This is a genomic window from Timonella senegalensis JC301 (genome assembly GCF_000312125.1).
GTDB classification, from domain to species: Bacteria; Actinomycetota; Actinomycetes; order Actinomycetales; family Cellulomonadaceae; genus Timonella; species Timonella senegalensis.
The window spans coordinates 205,708-229,878 of sequence record NZ_HE978642.1; the positions used below are offsets into that span (position 1 = coordinate 205,708).

At 60.9% G+C, this 24,171-nt stretch carries 20 protein-coding genes and 1 pseudogene; 15 read left to right on the forward strand and 6 right to left on the reverse strand.

Annotated elements, in window-relative coordinates:
* Both hemW and HGSM_RS05450 read left to right on the forward strand, forming a co-directional pair.
* On the forward strand, positions 1-1,212 hold a 1,212-nt coding region (gene hemW, locus HGSM_RS05445; protein WP_019147740.1), incomplete at its 5' end, for a radical SAM family heme chaperone HemW.
* On the forward strand, positions 1,212-3,377 hold the full coding sequence (locus HGSM_RS05450; RefSeq protein WP_081581349.1) for an acyltransferase family protein: 2,166 nt from the start codon (positions 1,212-1,214) through the stop codon (positions 3,375-3,377). The genes hemW and HGSM_RS05450, both read left to right, overlap by 1 nt.
* 94 nt (positions 3,378-3,471) lie before the next feature.
* Here the strand turns inward: HGSM_RS05450 and HGSM_RS05455 are convergent, their stop codons facing one another.
* The gene (locus HGSM_RS05455; RefSeq protein ID WP_019147742.1) at positions 3,472-4,326 is read right to left on the reverse strand and encodes a DUF3097 domain-containing protein; all 855 of its coding nucleotides are present in this window, start codon (positions 4,324-4,326) and stop codon (positions 3,472-3,474) included.
* Positions 4,327-4,495: 169 nt separating this feature from the next.
* On the opposite strand from HGSM_RS05455, the gene hrcA reads away from it, so the two are divergent.
* The 13 genes and pseudogenes from hrcA (at position 4,496) to HGSM_RS05520 (ending at position 19,973) form a co-directional block, all read left to right on the forward strand.
* Complete coding sequence (gene hrcA / locus HGSM_RS05460; RefSeq protein WP_019147743.1) at positions 4,496-5,521, forward strand: heat-inducible transcriptional repressor HrcA; 1,026 nt, start codon at positions 4,496-4,498, stop codon at positions 5,519-5,521.
* Positions 5,522-5,632: 111 nt separating this feature from the next.
* Positions 5,633-6,747, forward strand: a pseudogene (gene dnaJ / locus HGSM_RS05465) (molecular chaperone DnaJ).
* A 3-nt stretch (positions 6,748-6,750) separates the two neighbouring features.
* On the forward strand, positions 6,751-7,527 hold the full coding sequence (locus tag HGSM_RS05470) for a 16S rRNA (uracil(1498)-N(3))-methyltransferase (protein WP_019147745.1): 777 nt from the start codon (positions 6,751-6,753) through the stop codon (positions 7,525-7,527).
* Between the two features lie 70 nt (positions 7,528-7,597).
* Positions 7,598-7,966, forward strand: coding sequence for a histidine triad nucleotide-binding protein (locus HGSM_RS05475; RefSeq protein ID WP_019147746.1), 369 nt, complete (start codon positions 7,598-7,600; stop codon positions 7,964-7,966).
* A gap of 111 nt (positions 7,967-8,077) precedes the next feature.
* The gene (locus tag HGSM_RS05480) at positions 8,078-9,148 is read left to right on the forward strand and encodes a PhoH family protein (RefSeq protein WP_019147747.1); all 1,071 of its coding nucleotides are present in this window, start codon (positions 8,078-8,080) and stop codon (positions 9,146-9,148) included.
* Positions 9,145-9,603, forward strand: a complete 459-nt coding sequence (gene ybeY / locus HGSM_RS05485) for an rRNA maturation RNase YbeY (protein WP_019147748.1) — start codon at positions 9,145-9,147, stop codon at positions 9,601-9,603. The genes HGSM_RS05480 and ybeY overlap by 4 nt, the downstream gene beginning before the upstream one ends.
* Entirely contained in the window at positions 9,600-10,925 is a 1,326-nt protein-coding gene (locus HGSM_RS05490) for a hemolysin family protein (RefSeq protein ID WP_019147749.1), read from the forward strand. Before ybeY ends, HGSM_RS05490 begins: the two co-directional genes overlap by 4 nt.
* Positions 10,926-10,992: 67 nt before the next feature.
* Positions 10,993-11,931 carry a GTPase Era gene (gene era, locus HGSM_RS05495; protein ID WP_019147750.1) on the forward strand — a complete coding sequence of 313 codons (939 nt, stop codon included), beginning with the start codon at positions 10,993-10,995 and terminating at the stop codon, positions 11,929-11,931.
* A gap of 77 nt (positions 11,932-12,008) precedes the next feature.
* Positions 12,009-14,105, forward strand: coding sequence for a DUF7937 domain-containing protein (locus tag HGSM_RS13655; RefSeq protein ID WP_019147751.1), 2,097 nt, complete (start codon positions 12,009-12,011; stop codon positions 14,103-14,105).
* Positions 14,106-14,300: 195 nt separating this feature from the next.
* Positions 14,301-15,914 carry a hypothetical protein gene (locus tag HGSM_RS05505; RefSeq protein WP_019147752.1) on the forward strand — a complete coding sequence of 538 codons (1,614 nt, stop codon included), beginning with the start codon at positions 14,301-14,303 and terminating at the stop codon, positions 15,912-15,914.
* Positions 15,915-16,290: 376 nt separating this feature from the next.
* Complete coding sequence (gene leuA, locus HGSM_RS05510; protein ID WP_019147753.1) at positions 16,291-18,060, forward strand: 2-isopropylmalate synthase; 1,770 nt, start codon at positions 16,291-16,293, stop codon at positions 18,058-18,060.
* A gap of 369 nt (positions 18,061-18,429) precedes the next feature.
* Entirely contained in the window at positions 18,430-19,167 is a 738-nt protein-coding gene (gene recO / locus HGSM_RS05515; protein ID WP_019147754.1) for a DNA repair protein RecO, read from the forward strand.
* Positions 19,168-19,172: 5 nt separating this feature from the next.
* Complete coding sequence (locus tag HGSM_RS05520; protein WP_019147755.1) at positions 19,173-19,973, forward strand: isoprenyl transferase; 801 nt, start codon at positions 19,173-19,175, stop codon at positions 19,971-19,973.
* An 8-nt stretch (positions 19,974-19,981) separates the two neighbouring features.
* Here HGSM_RS05520 and HGSM_RS05525 read toward each other — a convergent pair whose 3' ends face one another.
* The 5 genes from HGSM_RS05525 to HGSM_RS05545 form a co-directional block, all read right to left on the reverse strand.
* A complete protein-coding gene (locus HGSM_RS05525; RefSeq protein WP_019147756.1) occupies positions 19,982-20,665 on the reverse strand; it encodes a DedA family protein in 684 nt (227 codons plus the stop codon).
* 90 nt (positions 20,666-20,755) lie between these two features.
* Complete coding sequence (locus HGSM_RS05530) at positions 20,756-21,139, reverse strand: Fur family transcriptional regulator (protein WP_040594676.1); 384 nt, start codon at positions 21,137-21,139, stop codon at positions 20,756-20,758.
* The gene (locus tag HGSM_RS05535) at positions 21,127-22,080 is read right to left on the reverse strand and encodes a metal ABC transporter permease (protein ID WP_019147758.1); all 954 of its coding nucleotides are present in this window, start codon (positions 22,078-22,080) and stop codon (positions 21,127-21,129) included. The genes HGSM_RS05530 and HGSM_RS05535 overlap by 13 nt, the downstream gene beginning before the upstream one ends.
* Entirely contained in the window at positions 22,077-22,856 is a 780-nt protein-coding gene (locus HGSM_RS05540) for a metal ABC transporter ATP-binding protein (RefSeq protein ID WP_019147759.1), read from the reverse strand. The genes HGSM_RS05535 and HGSM_RS05540 overlap by 4 nt, the downstream gene beginning before the upstream one ends.
* Entirely contained in the window at positions 22,853-23,893 is a 1,041-nt protein-coding gene (locus HGSM_RS05545) for a metal ABC transporter substrate-binding protein (RefSeq protein ID WP_326550011.1), read from the reverse strand. The genes HGSM_RS05540 and HGSM_RS05545 overlap by 4 nt, the downstream gene beginning before the upstream one ends.
* Positions 23,894-24,171 lie beyond the last annotated feature (278 nt).

Sequence of the window (24,171 nt, forward strand, 5' to 3'; positions counted from 1 at the left end):
GATCGCGGATTCGGCGTGTACGTTCACGTCCCGTTCTGCTCGGTGCGTTGCGGCTACTGCGACTTCAACACCTACACCGCCACTGAGCTCGGTGGCGGTGCGAGCCAGGTGAATTACGCGGACACAGCGATCAAGGAAATCGCCCTTGCCCGCAAGGTCATGGGTGAGGCAGGACTGCCGGAACGCACTGCCAACACCGTGTTCTTTGGTGGCGGAACTCCCACCATGCTCAAGGCGGCAGACCTTGCGCGCATGATGGGTGCCATCAAGGAGGCGTGGGGCCTGGCCGAGGGCGCCGAGGTCACGACCGAGGCGAACCCGGACTCGGTGAGCCCAGAGTATCTCCAAACCCTGGCGGATGCGGGTTTCACTCGCGTGAGCTTTGGCATGCAGTCCGCGGTCCCGCAGGTCCTTGCAACCCTCGAGCGCACGCACGATCCGCGCCGCATCCCCGACGTTGTCCAGTGGGCACGGGACGCTGGACTCGACGTCTCGCTCGACCTCATCTATGGAACTCCGGGGGAGTCCATGGACGATTGGCGCCTGAGCCTTGAAACGGCGATCGCTACCGGCGTGGACCACGTTTCGGCGTACGCGCTGGTAGTGGAGCCTGGAACTAAGATGGCCACGCAGGTTCGCCGCGGACTGCTCACACTGCCTAGCGAGGATGACCAGGCGGCCAAGTACGAACTCGCCGACGAACTCCTGAGTGCCGCAGGGTTCGAGTGGTACGAGGTGTCCAACTGGGCACAGCGCGTGGATGGCGACCTCAAGGCCTGCCGCCACAACCTCGCCTACTGGCGCGGCGATGACTGGTGGGGAGTGGGCCCCGGCGCGCACTCTTACCTTGGCTCGGCGCCACTGTCGGTGGTCCCCGCAGACGAACCCTCAGACGAACACAGCGCCGGATTGCGCTGGTGGAACGTCAAGCATCCGATCCGCTATGCTGCAATGCTCGAACGCGGTGAGTCCCCGGCCGCCGGACGCGAGAGGTTGACTGCCGCGGAAGCGCAGCTTGAGCGCGTCATGCTTGGAGTCCGTCTCGCTGAAGGCCTACCGTTGAGCGTGTTGTCGTCGTCCGCGCGCACCCGGGTTGCCGGGCACATGGCCAACGGGCTCGTTGAACCCAAGGCTGCGCTCGCCGGCCTGCTCAAGTTGACCCGCCGAGGGCGACTCCTAGCCGATTCTGTAGTACGTGATCTGACTGATTAATGGCTTCTTCGCTTTTTCGCACACCACTTTCCACCAGTCCAGAACTAGATAACCCCAAGCCGGCCCCGCATCCAGGGTCAGGGGACAAGTCCTCGCTGTCGAACGCGCCAGACGCCGCACGACCGGGGTTGGACTTCCCATCCGAAGAGCCTCCGGCACCCACTCCATCCCGAGCTCCGCGCCTGCATGGGCTGGATTCATTGCGTGCGATCGCCGTTGTGATGGTCTTGATCTATCACTTCCTGCCCTCCGTGCTGCCCGGCGGCTACGTGGGCGTGGACGTGTTCTTTGTCCTGTCCGGCTTCCTCATCACGTCACTCCTTGTGCAGGAGTGGGGCCGTACCGGTGCGATCTCGCTCGGAAACTTCTGGAAGCGCAGGGCCCGCAGAATCCTGCCTGCCTTGACCCTCATGGTTGTCTCGGTGACGGCGGTTTCCGGAGCCGTGGGCGGGGACGCGCTGCTGAACATCGGGCGCCAACTCGTGGGGGCATTCACGTTTTCGAGCAACTGGCTCGACATCGCCTTCGATAGCTCGTACGCGGGCCAGCTCGTCCCTGCGATCTTCAATAATCTGTGGTCACTGGCAGTTGAGGAGCAGTTCTACGTTCTGTGGCCACTCGTGGCGATGGGGCTGGCTTTCCCCGCCAGCCGTGGGGTGCGCCGCTGCACCCTCATGCGCACTGGAGCCGCGGTCTCGATTGTTGCCGCGCTCGCTTCACTCGCGCTCATGATCTCCATGTTCGCCTCCACCGCGGACGCCTCCCGCGTTTACCTGGGTACTGACACGCACCTGTTTGGCCTGATGATCGGCGCATTTGTGGCGTTTGTTGTGCGACCGGATGCGCAGATGCGTTGGCCGAAACTCACGTGGGGCCCCTTCGGGTCCCCTGCTCGGGAAGTGCGCCTATTATCGACGATTGTGCTGGCCAGTTCTTGCGCCCTCGTCATCGTCGGGGCGGGGTTCTTCCTTCCCTTTGATTCCGCTGTTCCGTTCCTCGGTGGGCTGTTTGCGGTCGACATTGCCACCGCAGTCCTGATCGTGCTGTTCATTTCGAACCAGAATCATGCGCAGCGCATCGAGGTCGCTCCAGTTCGTTGGATAGGCCAGCGTTCCTACGGTCTCTACCTGTGGCATTGGCCGCTCGTGGTGCTTGTCGCCCAGATCATGCAGGATCAGAATGCCGGCACGGACATCGAACTTGGAACGTTCGCAGTTAGTGTTGCACTCACGTTCGGACTTGCCGCGCTCTCATTCAGGTACGTGGAGAAGCCGATCTTGGACCGGGGCCTGATTAACTGCCTGAAGGGATGGTCGATTCAGGCTGCTGCTGTCCTGCGTTCTGCCTTCCCTCCTGAGGGGTTGAGCGGCAAGGATCTCGTGTTCAAACTCGCCCCGGCCGTTGTCCTCGTTGCAACCATTGCACTGACGGGCGTAGGGGTAGTCTCGGCTCTCGTGCACCAGCCTGAGAACTCGAGCGTGTCCGAGTCGATCCAGTCGGGTCAGGCTGCACTTGATAAGGCCGCGGCGGAAGCCGAGTCCGAGTCGTCGAAGGAGCCCGCGGGGCCAGCGTCGCAAGGTAAGGACCCTGCCGATGGACATGGCGATAAGGGCAAAGACGCGGAGGAGGGCAAAGACGCGGAGGAGGGCAAGCCCGTGGCTCCGGCGCCTAAACCCAAGGCGCCATCGGGCAAGAAGGTCACCATAATTGGTGACTCTGTGACCCTTGCATCGGCTCCGGGCATCCTCGAGGCGCTACCTGGCGCCAAGGTTGACGCTGAGGAATCGCGGATGTTCTCAGCAGCGCCAAAGATCGTCAAGGACCTAGAGCGTAAGGGACAACTTCGAGACTTCGTAGTCATTTCCCTCGCAACAAACGGAACCGTCCGCCCCAGTGAAATCGAGGCTGTGCGGGAGGCTGCCGGTGACCGGCAGATCATTCTCGTTACAGGCCACGCGGAGAGATCGTGGGTAGAGGGCGCCAACAAGGCGATCACCAAGGCTGCCGAAAAGTACGAGAACGTGCACGTTGCTGACTGGAACAAGGCCATCGCCAAGCACGAAAAGGAACTGGCTAGGGACGGCATTCACCCTGGAATCAAAGGTGGGGAGCGCTACGCCAAGACTGTGAAGTCGGCGCTAGCTAAGGCAAACGTACCGCGCTGAGCTGATCGTCGATCCGGGAGCGTCGCACGTACTCAGCAATCGCACGTACTCAACACATGGGCGGTCTACCTAAGGGGCCGCTGGGCGGCCGCGACTACTGCGCCGTGACAAAGTCGATGAGTTCCTCGACCCTGCCCAGAAGGCTCGGCTCGAGGTCCGCGTACGTGCGCACCGTGCCAAGAATTCGCTTCCAACCCTGAGCTATGTCAGCCTGCTCGCCGTGCGGCCAGCCCAGTTCGCGCAAGATTCCAAGCTTCCACTCTGTTCCGCGCTCAATCGTGGGCCAGGACTGGAGCCCCACGCGGGCCGGCTTCACTGCCTGCCACACGTCCACGTACGGGTGGCCGAGGATCAGCACGTTGGCCGAACCGAACCGCGAGATCACGGCATCTGCGATGCGTGATTCCTTGCTGTTGGGCACCAAGTGGTCGACGAGTACACCGACTCGCCGTCCGGGTTCGGGTTCAAATTCCTCGAGGGCGGCCTCGAGGTTGTCCACGCCCTCGAGCATCTCGACCACGACACCCTCGTACCTCAGGTCATCGCCCCACACCTTCTCCACGAGTTCCGCGTCGTGCTTGCCCTCGACCCAGATGCGGGAACCCCGAGCAACCCGGGCACGCTGGTTCGCAACCTTCACCGATCCGGAGGCCGATCGTCGTGAATCAGGTTGTGACGCCCGAACGGGCGGCACCAAATTGACGGGCTTGCCGTCCACCCAGAAGCCAGGCCCCAAACGGAACGAGCGAGTCTTGCCGTGGCGGTCCTCGAGCTCAACGATGTGCATCCCGCCGGATTTTTCCACACGGATCACTGCGCCAACAAAGCCGGTGGACACGTCCTCAACCACGAGCCCGCGTTCGGCGGGCAGGTCAGACGCGGTGGGGCGGGCGTGCGGGCGGGCGGAGGAAGAAGACAGGACATCGAAGCCGTAACGATCAGAACTCACGCTGGCAGGTTATCCCACCGCGCTACGCGCCCCGCTGAAAAACGCGCTGGGTAGCAGGAATCACGTTCCACTGTGGTGTCGAGAGAGTAAGATTGGCACTCGGGAGTATGGAGTGCCAGAATTGCCTGGCGCGTCACCCAGCAACTGCGCACAGAGAAGGAGGCCACACATGCTCGCTGATCAACGGCGTCTTGAGGTCCTGCGCGCGATCGTTGAGGACTACATTGCGCACCGAGAGCCCGTCGGATCCAAGCTCATTGCACAGCGGCACGGGCTGGGAGTCTCTTCCGCCACGATCCGCAACGACATGGCAATCCTTGAAGAGGCCGGGCTCATTGCGCAACCGCACACCTCTGCAGGACGGATCCCCACGGACCTCGGATACCGGGTATTCGTGGACCAGCTCTCCGAGGTTAAGCCGCTATCGAGCGCAGAACGCACCGCAATCCGGGCGTTCCTCGAATCTGCGGTGGACCTCGACGACGTAGTGAACCGGGCCGGCAGGCTACTCGCGCAGATCACTGGCCAGGTAGCGATCGTTCAATACCCGGTGCTCAGCCGCTCCACGGTTCGACACCTCGAACTCGTCCGACTCCACGAATCAAAGATCCTGCTGGTCATCATCACGGACACGGGCCGTGTGGAACAGCGCATGATCAACCTTGAGCCCGGTGAAGTGCTTGACGAGGCCGAACTGGCTACGTTCAAAAACGACCTGAACGCTGCTGTCGTGGGGCGCAAGCACCACGACGTTGCGCTGGAACTTGAGCGACTCGTCGACCGTTCTCCCAGTACCGGTCAGGAACTCCTGCGCCGAATTGCCCTCCGCATCATCGACGAGCTGGCCGTGGAAGCGGACGAGCGTATCGTGCTTGCGGGCACCTCAAACCTCACACGAACAGGCGCCGGAATTCTCAACCTTCGTCCCATCCTTGAGACGCTGGAAGAACAGGTTGTCCTGCTCAAACTCCTCTCCGAAATGGCAGATGACTCCGCAGGAGTCGCCGTACGTATCGGACACGAAACTCAGTTTGCGGGTCTCCACGAGGCCTCAGTAATCACCACCGCGTACGGAGGTGCGGGAGAGCCACTAGGGTCACTAGGCTCCCTCGGCCCAACAGGCATGGACTATTCAGGAACCATTGCGGCGGTTCGAGCCGTCGCGCGGTACCTGACCAGAATCCTGTCCAGTTAAGCCTTCACCGCACCACCAACGCGCCGATGACCGGCCTGCCGGCCATCAAAATGACAGCAAGACGACAGCACCGAATGGCCCCACCCGGGGCTTGAGACCAGAGAGACTTTTGTGAACGACTACTACGCCACCCTCGGTGTCGAACGCAACGCATCCGCGGACGAAATCAAGAAGGCCTACCGTAAACTCGCCCGAAAGCTGCACCCGGATGTAGCAGGTCCGGATGCTGAGGAAGAGTTCAAAGAAGTCCAGCGCGCCTACGATGTCCTCTCGAGCGCCGACAAGCGCCAGCAGTACGACATGGGATCGGACCCAACCGCCCCGGCGGTGGCGGTATGGGCGGTGGCTTCGGCTTCCAAGACATCTTTGAGACCTTCTTCGGTGGGGGACAACAGCAGCGTGGCCCAATCCCGCGTGCGCGCCGAGGCCAGGATTCGCTCCTGCGAGTTGACATTGACCTCTCCGAAGCTGCTTTCGGCGTCACCAAGTCCGTGGATGTGGACACGGCGGTTGTCTGCTCCACCTGTAGCGGATCCTGCTGTGCACCAGGTACGAGCCCCGTGACCTGCGCCGTGTGTAACGGATCCGGTACCGTGCAGCGGGTCGCTCGCTCCTTCCTGGGTCAGGTCATGACGACCTCACCATGTGCAGCGTGCCAAGGATTCGGAACTACGATCCCGAACCCATGCGCGGACTGCTCCGGTGAGGGGCGCGTGCGCAGCCGCCGCACCGTCAAGATCGAGATCCCAGCGGGTGTCGAAACCGGTGTTCGCATCAAGATGAGCGGACAGGGGGAGGTCGGCCCCGCGGGCGGACCAGCGGGAGACCTGTACTTCGAGATCAAGGAACGTCGCCATGCGGTGTTCACTCGTCAGGGCGACGACATTGCGTGCACCATTGAGGTGCCTATGACCGCTGCTGCACTCGGAACCGTGCTGGAACTTGAGACCCTCGACGGCATGCGCGAAGTTGACCTCCATGCTGGAACCCAGCCCGGACAAATCATCACCCTCAAGGAACTTGGCGTGGGCCACCTCCACGGAAGCGGCCGCGGCTCCCTGAACATCACCATCGAGGTCGTCGTTCCAAGCAACCTTGACGAGGAGCAGTCCGAACTACTGCGCCAACTGGCAGCGCTCCGCAACGAGGAACGTCCAGCCGGTCGAGTCACCACCCACTCAGGCGGAGTGTTCTCACGCCTCAAAGACAAGTTCTCGGGCCGGTAAACCATGAGCGCGCCAGTTTTCATCTCAGAGGGCGGGAAGCTAACGTCCTACAAGGCCGGTGACCGCTTCCACTTGTGTGGGACCGAAGGGCGCCATGCTGGCGTAGTCCAGCGCCGCCAACCGGGCGAAGCTATCGATATTGTTGATGGAACTGGCGGACGCCTGCGCTGTGTGATTGAGAGCGTGGACCAGTCAGACGTATTCCTGACCGTGGTTGAAGTTCTCCAAGAGGACTTTGGACCGTACGAGTTCATCCTCGTCCAGGCTCTCGCCAAAGGCGACCGAGACGAAATGGCAATCGAAGCGGCAACCGAGGTGGGCGTTGACGTTGTCCTGCCGTGGCAAGCCGAGCGCTCCATCGTTATCTGGCGAGGTTCGCGCGCAGCAAAGTCCCAAGCGCGATGGGTGGCAACTGTTCGAGCTGCCGCCAAGCAGGCACGCCGCTCAGAGATACCTGCGGTTGCTGAACCCGTTGACTCCAAACAGCTCACTACCTGGATCAAGGACACAACCGCCGCAGGTGGACTCGTTGTCATCCTGCACGAGGACGCCACCGCGCCACTGGGCGAGATCGAGCTTCCGGCCGTGCCCACCGATGGCTCCAAGGTCCGCATTGCGCTCGTTGTCGGGCCAGAGGGCGGGATGAGCGAGCGTGAGGTTGAGAACTTTACCGCCGCCGGTGCTCAACTACGGCTCCTAGGGCCACACGTGCTGCGGACCTCCACGGCCGGCCCAGTGGGTCTCTCGTTGCTCTCACACCTATCTGGCCGGTGGGGCTGAGGTCTCCACAGTGCGCCAAACTTGCCTCGCCTGAGGGCCGACGCAAGGAAAAGGCGCTACTGTGAAAACCATGACGAACTCATCTTCACCTGCGCCGGCGCAGGCCGACTGCATTTTCTGCAAGATCGTTGCGGGAGAGATCGAATCCCAACTGGTCAAGGAAACTGAGAACGTAATCGCATTCCGCGACATCAACCCTCAGGCACCGCTTCACGTGCTCGTTGTGCCACGCAGGCACTACGGGGACGTAACTCAGCTTGCGGGGTCGGATCCCAAGCTGTTGGCCGAGATGGTCAAGGTAGCGAACGCGGTCGCTGCGGAGCATGCTGACGGCCAGTTCCGCTTCATCTTCAACTCGGGGCCAAATGCGGGGCAGTCGGTGTTCCACGTGCACGGTCACGTGCTCGGTGGGGCGCGCCTCGGCTGGACCCCAGCCTAAGTAACTCGAGACCGGCTCCATCCCATAACGTAAATGGGATGAGCCGGTCGCCTTTTCCACGTAAAATGCAAAGTAAATCAGCCGTCTTTCCTAGGAGCAAGACTTACTTTTATGGCATCTCACGACACTCACAACGCGTCCAACCAGGTGAACGTTGAGCATCGCATTGTGGTGCCGGCAGAGGTCTCAATGTCCATGCTCCTTGGACCCGCGGACTCCGTACTTCGTGCAGTGGAGCAAGGTTTCGCAGCGCTAGAAATCCATGTACGCGGAAACTCGATCACCCTGCGCGGCCCCGCGGGCGACGTCGCCCTGGCCGCTCGGCTACTCGACGAACTGATCGAGGTGGTCGATTCGGGAACTCCGATCACGCCGGACATCGTTACTCGCTCCATCGGCATGCTGACGCAGGCCACCACGTCGCGGCCAGCCGAGGTTCTGACCCTCAATATCTTGACCAACAAGGGCCGTGCAGTGCGGCCCAAGACAGTTGGACAGAAGCACTACGTCGACGCGATCGAGACCAACTCGATCACCTTTGGAATTGGGCCGGCCGGAACAGGAAAGACCTACCTTGCAGTGGCCAAGGCCGTGCAGGCACTCCAGTCCCGTCAGGTAAACCGGATCGTGCTGACGCGTCCTGCGGTCGAGGCAGGGGAGCGGCTCGGCTTCCTCCCGGGCTCCCTGAACGACAAGATCGACCCGTACCTGCGCCCCCTGTATGACGCGCTGCGGGACATGATTGACCCCGAGGCAATCGCCCGACTCACCGAGAGTGGGACGATCGAGGTTGCCCCGCTCGCATACATGCGTGGACGCACCCTGAACGACGCCTTCATCATTTTGGACGAGGCCCAGAACACCTCTAAGGAACAGATGAAGATGTTCCTGACGAGGCTCGGTCAGAACTCCAAAATGGTTATCACGGGCGACGTCACGCAGGTCGACCTACCCAGCGGCACCGTCTCGGGCCTGCGCATCATCGAGGATGTGCTTGGCTCCGTAGAGGACATCGAGTTTTGCCACCTTGCATCGAGCGACGTTGTCCGACACTCGCTGGTCTCGGACATCATCGAGGCCTACGCACGGTGGGACGTATCGGCTTCCGATCACCGGTCACCGAGAGCACCACAACGCACGCCGAACCATCGGAGTGTTTCTGAGAAAGGCATGAACAGTTGAGCATCGAAGTAAATAACGAGACGGACTACGAGGTCGACGAATCCGAGTTCGCTCTGCTCGCAAAGTTCGTGTTCGAGGCGATGCACATCCACCCCCTCACGGAGCTCTCGATCCTGTTTGTCGATACTGACGCAATGAGCGACCTCCACGTGCAGTGGATGGACCTCGAGGGACCAACGGACGTCATGTCCTTCCCCATGGATGAACTGCGCCCTGGCACTGAGTCTTCGGTGACCCCTGCAGGTCTACTCGGTGACATTGTGCTCTGCCCAACCGTTGCCGCCGAACAGGCTGCGGGGGCGGGCCATTCCACGATTGAGGAGCTTTTGCTCCTGACTACCCACGGCATCCTTCACCTGCTTGGATACGACCACGCTGAGCCCGAGGAAGAGAAGGAAATGTTCGCACTGCAGCGCCACCTGCTGCTCACGTTTTTGGCGTCACGTCAGTCATGAATCAGCTCGTTGACGTTCCCGTCGGAATCCTCCTCGTTATTGCCCTGCTGGGCATCGCGCTGGCAGCTTTGCTGTCCGCCGGGGAGGCCGCCGTTCTGCGCGTTACCCGCGCGGCGGTCGCCGAGATCGCGGAACAGAAACCAGCCACGGCTTCAAGGGTCTCGTTTCTAGCTGAGAACGCGTCTCAGACCGCGGCTTCCGCCGCGTTCGTTCGCGTTGTGGCTGAGATGATCGCTACGGCCTGTATTACCGTCTCCATCGCATCAATTTTCGACGAATGGTGGCTAGTCGTCATTATCGCCACAGTCGTGTCGGCGGCAGTTGCGCTCGTGCTTATTCGCATCTCTCCACGAAACCTGGGACGACACCACCCGGCTCAAGTGCTGTCCGTGCTGTCCGGGCCGCTCTGGGGGGTCGTGAAGTCAACGGGGTGGGTCACCAAGTTGACCAGCGAGGCACGTGCAAACCAGGAAGCGGACGACGAAACGGAACTGCGCGATCTCGTGGACCGCGTGGACGAGTCAGACGTAATTGAGGACGAGGAACGCACGATGCTGCGCTCGGTCTTTGAGCTTCACGACACGACCCTGAGTGAGGTCATGGTTCCGCGTACGGACATGATCACAATCGAGGCTGGCAACCCGTTGCGGAAGGCCCAGAACCTCTTCGTACGCTCAGGTTTCTCCAGAGTTCCCGTGGTGGGGGAGTCGAGCGACGAGGTGCTCGGCGTGTTGTTCTTCAAGGACACCGCGCGAGTGTTCTTTAACTCACCCGACCCAGAGTCTAAAACTGTTGCGGACGTCATGCGTCCAGTCCAGTTCTATCCCGAATCCAAGTCTGTCGATTCACTACTCCGCGAGATGCAGGCTACTGCACAGCACATTGCCCTGGCAGTGGATGAATACGGCGGAATCGCGGGGCTCGTGACGATTGAGGACATCCTCGAGGAGATCGTGGGCGAACTCGTCGACGAACATGACACTGCTACACCGGGTATTGAGGACTTGGGTGACGGTTCCTACCGTGTCCCCGCTCGACTTTCGCTCGATGACCTATCGGACCTCTTTCACCGGGAAATCGATGACCCGGACGTTGATACGATTGCTGGTCTACTCGCAAAGGAACTGGGAAAGATCCCGCTTGCCGGGGCGCACGTGGTATCCCAAGGCCTTGAGATTCGTGCAGACGAGTTTGCGGGGCGCCGCAAGCAACTCTCCTCTGTGATCGTGCGGGACACCACTCCGTCCGCTGTAGAGGAAGATCCGGCACGACTCGGCCTGCTTGATCCAGGCGAAGACCGAGCCCGCGACGAGCAGGCGTGAACCCCACGCGAGTCGTCGCACAACTTTGAGCAGTACCTTGACACACCATTAGCAGGAGGAACCAACAGTGACCGACAAGCAGAACGCAGCTGAAAAGGTGCACCGTTCCGGGTTCGCCTGCCTCGTGGGACGACCAAACGCCGGTAAGTCCACGCTTACCAACGCCCTCGTGGGCCAAAAGGTAGCGATTGCCTCAAGTAAGCCGCAGACCACGCGTCACACAATCCGAGGAATCGTTCACCGTCCTGACGCGCAACTCATCTTGGTGGACACTCCAGGACTGCACCGTCCGCGCACGCTCTTGGGCGAGAGGCTCAACGACCTTGTCCAGTCCACGCTGAGTGAAGTCGACGTGATCGCCTTCTGCCTCCCCGCTGACCAGAAGATCGGCCCCGGAGACCGCTTCATTGCCGCGACGCTGGCCAAGATTAACGAAAAGAAGTTTCGCACCCCCATCGTTGCAGTCATCACCAAGTCCGACCTCGTGGACCGCGAACGAATGGCAGCCCACCTTCTCGAGGTCAACGAGCTCCTAGACTTTGCAGATATCGTTCCAGTTTCTGCAACAGGTGGCTACCAGGTCGACACGCTGTCGGACGTTCTGGTCTCACACCTCCCTGAAGGGGGTGAATTCTACCTAGACGGTGAGCTGACGGACGAGCCAGAAAGCGTCATGATCGCGGAGCTGATCCGTGAGGCTGCGCTCGAGGGAGTTCGCGACGAACTTCCACACTCCCTCGCCGTTGTGGTGGATGAAATCAACGAAAGAGATCAGAAGAAGGACGGCATGCCGCTCGTCGACGTGCACGTTTCGCTGTACGTTGAACGTGACTCCCAGAAGGCAATCATCATCGGAAAGGGCGGTTCCCGACTTCGTCACGTGGGGACTCAAGCCCGTGCCGGTATCGAAGCGCTACTCGGAGCCCGTGTGTATCTTGATGTACGGGTCAAAGTTGCCAAGGACTGGCAACGCGACCCCAAACTGCTCGAACGCCTAGGCTTCTAGCCCGGGCCGGCAGACACCTGCTATGTCATGCTCCTTGTGAGCGCGACCCACCCGAAGCTCATGCTGGAGGACACACCATGACCGCACTCAGTGACTCACCGGAAACCGCACCGGGCGGTGAAAACCAGATCAAGGCGTCATTCAGCACCATCCCCGAGAGTGACTATGTGCGCGATGGCGTCTCGCTCCTGCTGATCTGCCTAGCACTCACCATGTCGGGTGCGATCGGAGAGGCCAGCGACAACGGAATCTTCAAGATCACGCTACTTGTGGCGGCTCTGGCGCTCCTGTTCCCATACCTGGCCCGGTTCTCGCTCCTACCCAAGACGTGGACTGTCGCCAAGACTCGCGCAATGCGCCTCATCCTCGCCATTCCGTTCATTGGATACGTTCTGTGGGTCGCGGTGGTGAAGGACCTCATCTCCGATGGGCCGATCGCGCTCGCGCCGGGTATCGCGATCGCCGGAGCGGGTGTTGCGTTAGCAGCGCAGGCTCGAAGTAGTGAACTCGGTCCCAAGCACATCGACACCAAGGCGACTTCCACCGCCCGACTAGTCGCACAAATCACCGCGGCTGCGATTACAGGTGGGTACCTTGGATCGCTCGTGTACCAGTTCGTTGCTGAGAATAAGGTAGCGGAAGGCAAGACTGCGATCTTGATTGCCGTTCTCCTCATCGCAGGTGCGGCCATCACCGTGGTCCCTGCTCTTGCCACGGTCATCAAGAACACAGCGGCCTGGCGCAGCTTCTCCATCGGTTTGGGAATCTTTGCCGTTGTCGCGCTCTACTTCTCCCGCGGAACAGAGGGAGTAGGAGTGTGGAGCTTTGAAAGCTTCCGCGTTCTGGACTTTAGCTCGGCTGCGTTCACCGGACCGGGGCAACTTGCACCGCTGGCACTTGGCTTGGGTGTGGGCGGCTTCCTCTTCCCGGCGTTTGCCGCAGTAGTGAGCTCCCCAGCTTTCAAGCGCCAGGTTGCTCGTAGCTCCGCACTCGAGGAGAGGCTCGACCTCGCTGCCATTGTTCTTCGGATGATCGCGCTCGTGGCAGCACTCTTCATCGTTGCGCACGCCACGTACCTCATCCTGATGGACTCGCGTGTGCGCAAGGCGACCTCGTTCATGGGCGATTCCATCGCTGTTATCGTCGTCGCTGCTCTCGTCGGGCTGGTTGCACTCTTTGCACTAAAAGCATTCAGGAAGGACCCGAGCGCATCGCGTCCGGCAATTGTTATCGCACTTGGAGCTTCGCTGGTCGGCGGGTTCGTCCTTGGTAGCGTCTCACCATTCTCCGGAATGGACTTTGGCAAACTCCTGCTGGCACTCGGACTGCCAGCGATTGGTGCCTACGCGGCAATCGGAAATAAGGCCACGCGTCAGTACTTTGCACAGTCCGCCGCCACTCGGCCAGGTCCAAACCCTGCCGCCTACACGTGGAGTGGGCCCGAGGTTGCATCCGCGCCAGTTACCCTCCACGGTGGAACGCCGGTAGGAAGCTCGCCGGCAGTCCCAACGCGATCCTCCACGCTGAGCAGCAGCGACGCGATCGACGCTCCCACGGGAGTACTCCCACCAAGCGCTACCTACGACTCACCGCAGACGGAGCACGTGGGATCCCTCGGGAACCCAGTCTCCGCGGCGAGCGGCTCTACGGGTTCCAGCCCCAATGGGGGTGAGCCGAGCAGTCGGGCCGATCTACGTGGAGAACTAAGCCCTTCCGAGGCCGCGGCACACCCGCAGGCACCGTACGGTGCTACGCCACACACGGAGCAAGTGGAGCCGGCCTACGGCGAGACCCCGGCGACGGGGCAGGTAGAGCCACCGTTCACCGAGGCTCAGGACATTCCTGATGACCACACCGTGTCCAAGTATGCGCCAGTCCAGGCGGATGTCCTTGCTGACGTTGAAGAGACTCAGATAATCACTCGCGGTTCGCTCGATGCTGGTGCTCAGAACGGTACCGAAGTGTTCCAGCAAGCGGCAGCCCACGGTTACACCGAGGCTCAAGCACTTGACCCAAACACACCAGCCCTCACGCTCGCAAAGATCGCTGAGGTCGCCCCGGAGCTTCGCCCGGCACTTGCCCTAAACCCGTCGACCTATCCAGCCCTCGTGGAGTGGCTCGGACAGATCGGGGATCCAGCAATCAACGAGGCGCTGTCTAGGCGGCTCGGTTAAGCCGCACGCGCGTGGAGGGGAGTAGCCACTCCCACGTGTTTGATCCGTAGCACACAACAGTGGGGAGTCGCTCGTTTCGGCTCCCCACTGTTTGTGCGTTTCGGCTACTCACCCGATGTGGACAACCCGCTGTTGTAGGCGCCATATCGGATAGATTCAGATACTTACCCTCGTTCACTACAGGAATGGTTTCCCGTGAATACCCACCCGCAGGACCCGTCAGACCAGCCGCAATCCACTCCCGGATCAGTTCCGCCACCTCCGGTGCCCAACCCGGAAGTTGCGCCTTACAGCCAGCCAGGATTTCAGGCGGGAGGAGAGTACGCAGTTGATACCGGTGTTGGAGAACCGACGACCAAAGGCTCAAAGAAGAAGGGCCTGATCCTTGCAGGTGCTGCTGCTGGTTTGGTGGCTCTTGGCGCAGGTGGTTGGGCAATCAAGACTTTCGTTCTCGACAAGGTACAGGGTGCTGAAAGCCCCGAAGCCGCAGTCTCCCGACTCGTGGAGTCGTTTGAGTCCCACGACTCGATCGGAGCGTACGGATCGATTGACCCCGTGGACGTCGAACTTGTGGGTAACTCCGCTGATCGCTTCCTTTCGCACTTCGATTCGCTCAGCGAGGGCGAGCTTCAGGGCAAACTGACCGACGCCTGGAAGGCCATCGACCTGACGTCCAAGGACGTGGAGTACACAGTCGAGGATCTTGGATCAGGGTACGCGCGTGTTTTCGTTGAGAAGGGCGAGTTTACTCTCGACGCCGACGCAACTAAGGTGAGCGACCTGGCGGTTGACTCGTACAACATGCTTCTAGACTCCGGCTTTGGTGCACTCATCGAGGAAACAGGAACTGAAAAGCCTACCGAAGATGAGATTCGGGCCGAGGTCACCGAGTCGATCGAGCAAGAGTTCCCCATGACGTTTACCGCTCAGGACCTCAACGCGATTCCACTCGACAGCGCTGATAGCCTCACCTCGGACCTTGGCGGTCTGAGCGGTCTCACCGATCCATTCGCGTTGGAAGACGGGTTGGAAGGACTCGAAGGCCTCGGCGACGATTCAGCAGGACTTGGTAAAGACGGTACTGAGGCCGTTGAAACAATCCGATTTGGCTTTATTGCGACACAGTCCGACTCAGGCTGGTACGTGAGCCCAAGCGTTACTGCGTATGACCTACAGTCCCGTGCGATGGGTGTTGAGCCAGACTACGCTGCACTACCTGCCGCTACGCCCGCTGCCTCACCGGAAGAAGCTGCGGCGAACCTGGTGAACGGTTTCACTGCGGGGCTCAAGGAAGGAAAGCTCGATGGTGGGCTTGGCCTGTTGGTCGACGGTGAACGTCGAGTTGCTACGACCCAACTCGGCAGTGATGACGCAGGCGACATCGCTAGTGACATTATTGAAGGAATGAAGCAGATCGACATCTCGGATGCTGAGTTCGAGCTAGACCGCAAGGAAGGTGACATCGCGTATCTCAAGTTGAAGTCACTCAAGCTCAGCGGTGAGGTCGAAGGCCAGTCCGGAACGGTCGACATCAGCTCGGAATGCCTTGGCGTCAACGCTGCTGGAATGAACATCTCCATGTGCATCCGGGACATTCCCGCGGCACAGGAACTCGGCCTCGACAAGGTCCGACTCATTGCGCGTGAAGTAGACGGTGGATGGCTCATCGCGGGTTCTGAGTCTTCCTCAGATGCGAGTGGCATCCTTCTATCAAACGTTGACCGACTCGCCAAGGAAGGCAAGCTGACTGACACGCAGTGGTGGATTGATAACTCCGGCGTGCTCGGGCAGTTGCTCGGAAGCATGTAAAGCGACACGTTGAAGTTGCTCTCAATGGGCCGTGGACTGAAGAGTCTGCGGCCCATTGCTGGTTCTTGGAGTCTCGATCCGCGTGCCTGAACGCAGCTCAGCGCACTGACGGCGATGACCCGCGCAGGGCACGGCTGCGCCAACTCAAGGGAGGCCGGGCAAGGTGAAGTTCCAAGGAGGAACGGACCGCTCTGTGATATCGGTCATCGGGCCCCACGCAAAAGTTGTACAGTAGGTTTCGTGTACGGCATCGAGCGGGTAACCCTCCTTCTTCTCTGCCGCGACGAGGCTTACTAAGCCGGTCTCTCGTCGCGGTGGTTGGTGTGCCGGCTTCCAAGTCATCTGCCTCGTACACCGAAAAGGAATTTCATTTCTCATGTTTGCCACACAGTCTCCGCAAAAATCCTCTGGAATGCCCGTACACAAGTACGTCCCATTCCAACAGCAGATCAAGGTTGATCTCCCTGATCGCACCTGGCCAGACAAGGTCATCACCAAAGCACCCCGCTGGTGCGCTGTCGACCTTCGAGATGGCAACCAAGCTCTCATCGAACCGATGGACACCGAGCGTAAGCTCCGCATGTTCAAGCTCCTCGTCACGATGGGCTACAAGGAGATCGAGGTTGGTTTCCCCTCGGCATCCCAAACTGACTTCGACTTTGTCCGTGAACTCATTGAGGGTGGACACATCCCCGATGACGTCGTCATTCAAGTGCTAACCCAGTCCCGTGAGCACCTGATCGCACGCACCTACGAGTCGCTCAAGGGTGCAAAGCAGGCGATTGTCCACCTCTACAACTCGACCTCAATCCTGCAGCGTGAAGTTGTCTTCCGTAAGGACGAGGATGGGATCGTGGACATCGCACTCGAGGGTGCGAGACTGTGCAAGAAGTTCGAGGACACCATCCCGGACACCGACGTGTACTACGAGTACTCTCCAGAGTCGTACACCGGAACCGAGCTCGAGTTTGCCGTGCGCATCTGCAACGAGGTTCTTGAAGTTCTCGAGCCGACCCCTGAGCGCCCGGTCATCATCAACCTGCCAGCCACCGTCGAGATGGCAACGCCTAACGTATACGCCGACTCGATCGAGTGGATGGGTCGCCACCTGAACCACCGCGAATCGGTCATCATTTCCCTTCACCCACACAACGACCGCGGCACCGGCGTGGCTGCGGCCGAGCTGGGCTACCAGGCCGGCGCAGACCGCATTGAAGGTTGCCTCTTTGGAAACGGGGAGCGCACCGGAAACGTTGACCTCGTGACACTGGGTCTCAACATGTTCTCGCAGGGTATTGACCCGGAGATTGACTTCTCGGACATTGACACGGTGCGTCGCACGGTAGAGCACTGCAACCAGATCCCGGTTCACGAACGCCACCCATACGCGGGTGACCTCGTCTTCACGGCTTTCTCCGGTTCGCACCAGGATGCGATCAAGAAGGGCCTCGAGGCGATGGAGGTTCGAGCCAAGGCTGACGGCAAGCAGATCGACGACCTTGTGTGGGCAGTGCCGTACCTGCCGGTCGATCCCAAGGACTTGGGGCGCTCCTACGAGGCAGTCATTCGCGTCAACTCGCAGTCCGGCAAGGGTGGAATCGCATACCTGCTCAAGACCGAGCACTCGCTTGATCTGCCACGACGTCTGCAAATCGAGTTCTCCCGCGTGGTCCAGAACGTCACGGACACCGAGGGTCGCGAGGTCACGGGGGACGACATCTGGCACATCTTTGTGGATGAGTACCTCCCTGCCGGAACCGCGGATGTGGAACTCGAACAGTGGGGCCGGTTCGCACTCAAGGGAACTCGTGCGACCTCGAACGAGGGTCAGTCCGACACCCTGCAAGTAGACCTCGTGGACAACGGTGTTGAGTTGCAGCTGGAGGGCACCGGAAACGGTCCGATCGCCGCATTCATCAACGCGCTGGGCACGCACGGCGTGGACGTAAAGGTCCTGGACTACGCGGAGCACGCGCTGTCCGAGGGTGGCGACGCCTCCGCCGCTGCGTACGTCGAGTGCAAGGTGGGTGACGAAGTTCTGTTCGGTGTGGGCATTGACCCATCGATCACGACTGCCTCGCTTAAGGCAATCATCTCGGCACTCAACCGTGAGGGTCGCATGGAGGTCCAGGAAGACCGCCGCTAGCACCGCTCCCGTACTGCTTGCTTAGGTAGGGGGAGATCGCCCCCTTGCCGCGCGAAGTTACTACCGTGCGAAGGCCCGGCCCCGGATATACCGGGGTTGGGCCTTCGCTGTCCGCCCTTCCCACCCCCGGGCCCCCACTCCACCCTATCGAACGCGTGAATAATCATCCGTTCGATGGAAAGAGAGGGGGTTGAGTGCGTAAGTGAGGGAGACCGGGAGCGGCGCTGGGTCGGGACCAAGATCGTCGGTAATCATGATGTGGAACGTCGCCATCCGATAGCAGGGGACATGGGCTGAGTCTTGTAATCATGATGTGGAACACCGCCAGCCCATATCGGAGGGCTGTGGGCGGAGTGAGAGAATGGAACCATGCCGCTTTACCGAGACGATGCGATTGTGCTGCGCACCCACAAGTTGGGCGAGGCTGACCGCATTATTACCCTGTTGACCCGCACGCGCGGAAAGGTGCGCGCTGTGGCAAAGGGGGTTCGTCGTACCTCGTCAAAGTTTGGCGCGAGGCTTGAGCCCTTCATGCACATCGATGTGCAGCTCAATGAGGGCCGCAACCTGGACATGGTGACTCAGGTGGACACGATTGGCGCTTACGCGCGAGTGATCTGCGAGGACTACGCCAAGTACACCGCTGGTGCCGCCATGCTCGAGACTGCGGACAGATTGGTTGCGGCCGAACACGAGCCCGCAGTGCAGCACTTCTGGCTCCTTGCCGGGGGATTGCGTGCTCTGTCCGAGGGATCACGCCCGGCGCCTCTGGTGCTGGACTCGTACCTGCTGCGTGCGTTCGCCGTTGCGGGGTACGCGCCATCGTTCGACAACTGTGCCAAGTGTGGACGCCCTGGTCCGCACCGCGCGTACTCTCTCCCGCAGGGTGGGGCTGTGTGTCAGGACTGTCGTCTCCCAGGCGCGGCCTCGCCAGCGCCCGCAACCTTTGAGCTTCTCTCCGCGCTCCTCAGCGGCGACTGGGATGTGGCATTGCGCTCCGATGAGCGCACGCGCCGCGAGGCAGCTGGCCTAGTTGCCGCCTACAGCCAGTTCCACTTGGAACGCACCCTCCGTTCTCTTCGTCTCGTCGATCGCACAGGAATCTAGTCACAATGCCGCTCAACGCACGCTCGCCACTGCCCGTTCCGCCACCCCCTCACCCGTCAGGGGAGACTGCGCCGAACATTCCCAAGCAGTTCGTACCCAAGCACGTAGCAATCGTGATGGACGGCAATGGCCGGTGGGCCAACCAGCGGGGTCTGCCGCGCACTGAAGGGCATAAGGCCGGCGAGGCGGCGCTCCTCGATGTTATGGCCGGGGCCATCGAGATTGGCATCGAGCACGTGTCTGTTTACGCGTTCTCCACCGAGAACTGGAAGCGCTCGCCAGAGGAAGTGCGCTTCCTGATGGGGTTCAACAAGGACGTGTTGCGTCGCCGCCGCGACATCATGAACGAGTGGGGCATCCGCGTGCGCTGGTCCGGGCGTCGTCCGAAGTTATGGGCATCGGTCATTAAGGAACTTGAGGTAGCCGAGGAACTCACCAAGAACAACTCGACCTGCACTCTGAACATGTGCGTCAACTATGGCGGAAGAGCTGAGATCGCGGACGCTGCGGCAGCAATTGCGGCGGACGTAGCTGCGGGCAAGCTCGACCCCAAGAATGTCTCGGAGAAGACGATTGGCAAGTACCTCGACGAGCCAGACCTCCCGGACGTCGACATGTTCCTGCGAAGCTCGGGGGAGCAGCGCTTCTCCAACTTCATGCTGTGGCAGTCGGCCTACGCAGAGATGGTGTTCCTGGATACGCTGTGGCCGGACTTTGACCGACGCACACTGTGGCGCGCGGTTGAGCAATATGCGCAACGGGACCGCCGGTACGGGGGAGCCGTGGACAAGCCGGTAAAGGCTTAGAGACCCAGTCAGGCGTCCTGCGACGCTGAGGGAGTGGTGACGCTAGCCGCGTCGGAGATCGTGGCCTGTGTGGCCTGGTTCAGGACGCAGTCCTGTTCTGTGGGAGTTGCGGTTGCTGCAGTGCCAGCGGTTGCTGCAGTGCCAGCGGCGACAGGTGCTTGGGCATCGACTCCCGCCAGGTCAGTAGCCGGCTTTGCACCATTGCGGATGCGGACACGCGTAATCACGATTGCCGCAGCACCGGCCAGGACAATGAGAACGATTGCTGCGATTCCGAGCGGCGATCCAGCCAGCGCGGAGATCGCGGCCAGCCAAGCTACCCAACCGATCGTTGCGTAGATGACGCCGTGGGCGATGCAACCGAGCGTCATCGCCACGAGCCACACGGGGTAGTACATCCGTGTCAGACCGGCGGCGGTGTTGATCACGGTCTTGGTTCCGGACATAAAGAATGACCCAAACACGGCCAGCGCGCCCCACTTATGGACTGCGCGCACTCCCTTGCCGTCGGAGTTGGCATTGATCCAGTTCGCCAGACGTCTCATCGTGGGGTTGGTGAACGTCGAGTTTTGGATCGTCTTATACGCAACATAGCGCGCGAGCCAGTATGTGGCTTGCGTACGCACAAAGGCGATGCCAAAGAAGAACAGGAACACCAAGAAGATGGGTGCGTTGTCCAGGGAGTCGGGCATTCTCCAAGCGTACTCTCAACCGATTCATTTGTACTTAGGTGTGCCTAAGTTCACGGGTGCTGTGACTCGTTCCTCCGGCTCAGAAACTTGTTAAGAAGCGCACTCCTGACACGTTCCAAACAGTTCAATGGTGTGCTCGATGTCGCTAAAACCGAAGTTTCCACCGACCATTGCAGCCCACTCTTCTACGGTAGGCCCGTCAATCTCGATGGTTTTGCCGCAGGAACGGCACACGAGGTGGTGGTGGTGCTCCGTGCGTTCACACATGCGATAGAGCATTTCGCCGTCTTCCGTACGGATGACATCGAGCTCGTGAGCGTCGGCGAGGTTCTGCAGGGTTCTATACACGGTAGCGAGGCCCGCGGTCTCTCCACGTTCGCGCAGGAGGTCATGAAGTTGCTGCGCGGATTTGAAATCGTGCGTGGACTCCAGCAGCTCAGCGATTGCGGCGCGCTGTTTGGTCATTCGTTGCATGATGCACCTTCCTTAGTGAGCGCCCCTTGGACGCCTTCAAGAGCTACGTCATCTGGAACGTCCGGGTGCGGGTCATGCCCGCGCCCGTTCTTTGTGGCAAAGAGAGGCTTGAGGATCGCCACCAGCGTGTAGGCGAGGACCGCGAGCATGACGATCGTGGCCCCGGGGGAGAGCGGAACCCAGTAGGTGATCATGAGACCGCCAACGGTCACGATCACGCCCACAATCACGGCAACACGCATGGTGGTCTTAAAAGATGCGGTCATGAGCTGTGCCACGGCCACTGGAAGGATCATGATTGCGGAGACGAGCAGCAGCCCAACCACGCGCATCGACACGGTGACGGTCAATGCTGCAATTACCGCGATGACTATGTTCGCCGCGCGCACAGGCAGTCCTGAGGCGCGCGCGAACTCCTCGTCGTGCGAGATCGCGAACAGCAGGGACCGCATGCCTACGCCGACAGCAATGATGACCACGCCCAGGGCTGCGATCATAAAGAGGTCGAGGGTGGTGACAGTTGAAATCGATCCGAACAGGTAGGCCATGAGGTTCGCGTTTGTTCCACCTGCCAAACCGATGAGCACAACGCCTCCGGCGATACCGGAGTAGAAGAGCAGTGCCAGCGCCACGTCTCCAGAGGTCTTGCCTCGCTCGCGCACGAACTCGATTGCAACTGCACCGATCACTGCGGCGACCACTGCACCTGGGATTGCCAGCGCATCACGTTCCACGAGTCCCATCCCAGCACCCACGATCCAGCCCAGTGCAACTCCTGTCAGAGCTACGTGGCCGATACCATCACCGAGCAGCGAAAGCTTGCGCTGCACGAGGTAGGTACCCATGATCGGGGCTGCCACGCCAACGATGACCGCTGCAATGAGCGAGCGCTGCATCAGCGGGTCTGTAAAGAAGTATCCAAGTTCGGTGAGGATGTTCATGATTCGAATCCTGTCTCCTGGATGAGTGCGGAACCCTCGGGAGTAAAGCCTTCGTGCGGGTGCACGTGGTCGTGGTCGTCTCCGGAGTGGTCATGGGTCGGAGCGGGAGCGGAGCCGTCGTGGACGATCTGTCCGTGGCGGACCACTACTGAGCGCGTGATGAGAGGACGGAACTCCCCGAGCTCGTGCAGCACGACCACAATGGTCTTGCCCGTTTCCACGAGCCCGGCAAGGGTCTGCGCAAACGCCACCTGGCTTGGCCGGTCCACTCCAGCAACTGGCTCGTCGAGTACGAGTAGTTCCGGTTCGCGCACCAACGCGCGGGCGATGAGCACGCGCTGCTGCTGACCGCCGGAGAGGTTGGCCAGCGGCGTGTCGAACCTGGCATCCAAGCCCACCTGCTCTAGGGCGGCGTGTGCTCGTGCCTTGTGGTCGCGGGGGAGGCGGAGCCTTCCGCCGTACAGCAGGCCGGATGTAACTACCTCGCCGGCGGTCGAGCCGATGCCCGTAGTTGCGGCAACACGCTGCGGGACGTACCCGATCTTCTTCCAGGGCACGAACTTCCCCATGGGGACGCCGAACGCCTCAACCTGCCCGGAAGTTGCGGGCACGATCCCCGTCAGTGCACGAATAAGCGTTGACTTTCCGGAGCCGTTCGCGCCGAGGATGGCCACAACCTCACCCGTGTTGATGCTCAGGTTAATGCCGCGAAGGATGTGGCTCGCCCCGAGGGTGACGTGTAGATCCGTTGCTTGAAGGATGGTGTCGGTGCTCATGAGCAGTCCATTCCTGCTTGGAGGGCGGTGAGATTTGCGCGTTGGACGCTGAAGTAGTCTTGCGCAGGATCGCGGAGTCCCTCAATGGGGTCGAGCATTTGCGCAGTGATGCCGAGGTCCTTGGCGAGGGTCTGAACAACCTTAGGGCTGCTGAGCGCCTCGAAGAAGATTGTGGTGATGCCGCGGGCCTCGATTTCCTGCTTGATCGCGCGAAGTGCGGCCGGGCTCGGCTCGGCTTCTGGATCGATACCGGAGATTCCGATCTGCTCAAAGTCGTAGCGGTGCGCCAGGTATCCGAACGCCTCATGGGAGACCACGATGGAGCGCTGGGTGCAGGTCCTGAGAACCGCTGTGAAGTCGTGGTCCAGCTCAGTCAGTTCAGTGGACAGCGCGCGTGCGTTGGCATGGAATTTCTCGGCATTGGTGGGATCGATGGCGGCGAGTTCAGTTGCAATGCCGTTGGCTGCCTCGATCAGAAGGGTCGGGTCAAGCCAGAAGTGTGGGTCCAAGGCGCCGTGGTTGTGGCCGTCGTGATCGCCTGCCTGAGGGGCAACCCCCGCCACATCCGCTGGCTCGTCTGCGTGTTCCGCGTGTTCTTCGGCGGTCTCGCCCTCGTGCGAGTGCTCGTCTGCGTGTTCCGCGTGTTCTTCGGCGGTCTCGCCCTCATGTGAGTGCGTCGAGTCCAAGTCCGCGAGTGGCCCGGCGTCGTAGACGTGCTCGGGGTCGCGCGCCTCGATGGCGCTGTCGACCGCTGCCTGGAAGCCGGACTGGTAGACCACCAGATCGGCGGTCGAGATTTTGCGGGTGTGTGCCGGCGCCAGTTCCAGATCGTGCGGTTCGGCGCCCTGCGGGGTCAGAGATGACACTGTGACCAGATCGCCGCCCACTCGTTCGGACACGAACTGCAGTGGGTAGAAGGCAGCGAGCACTTGGAGCCTGTCGTCCTGCGTTTCGGGTTGTGCGCTGCACGCGCTTGCACCCATCGCTATCGCGATGATCGCCGCTCCGGATGTCAGGACACGTTTCCAATTGTTCATGAGATCCATTATCAATAAGGATTTGCCGTGCTGTCAAAGTGCTGACCCGTACTGTGTCGAACCCCACGCTTCCGACCCGCCCGCCCCGCGGGCTCCCCAACCGGATCAAACCGGCCGCAGGCCGCGCCCCAACCCCACCACCAGTCACCCCAGCAAGGTGCTGGGCACACGTGAATCGTCGGGAATCAAATTAACGACGATAGAGAGGCGCCCAGCGCCGCCCACCTGCCGCTGGGGTTGGCCCGGCGGGGATTCGCAGGCGAAGAAGCAGCAAAAAA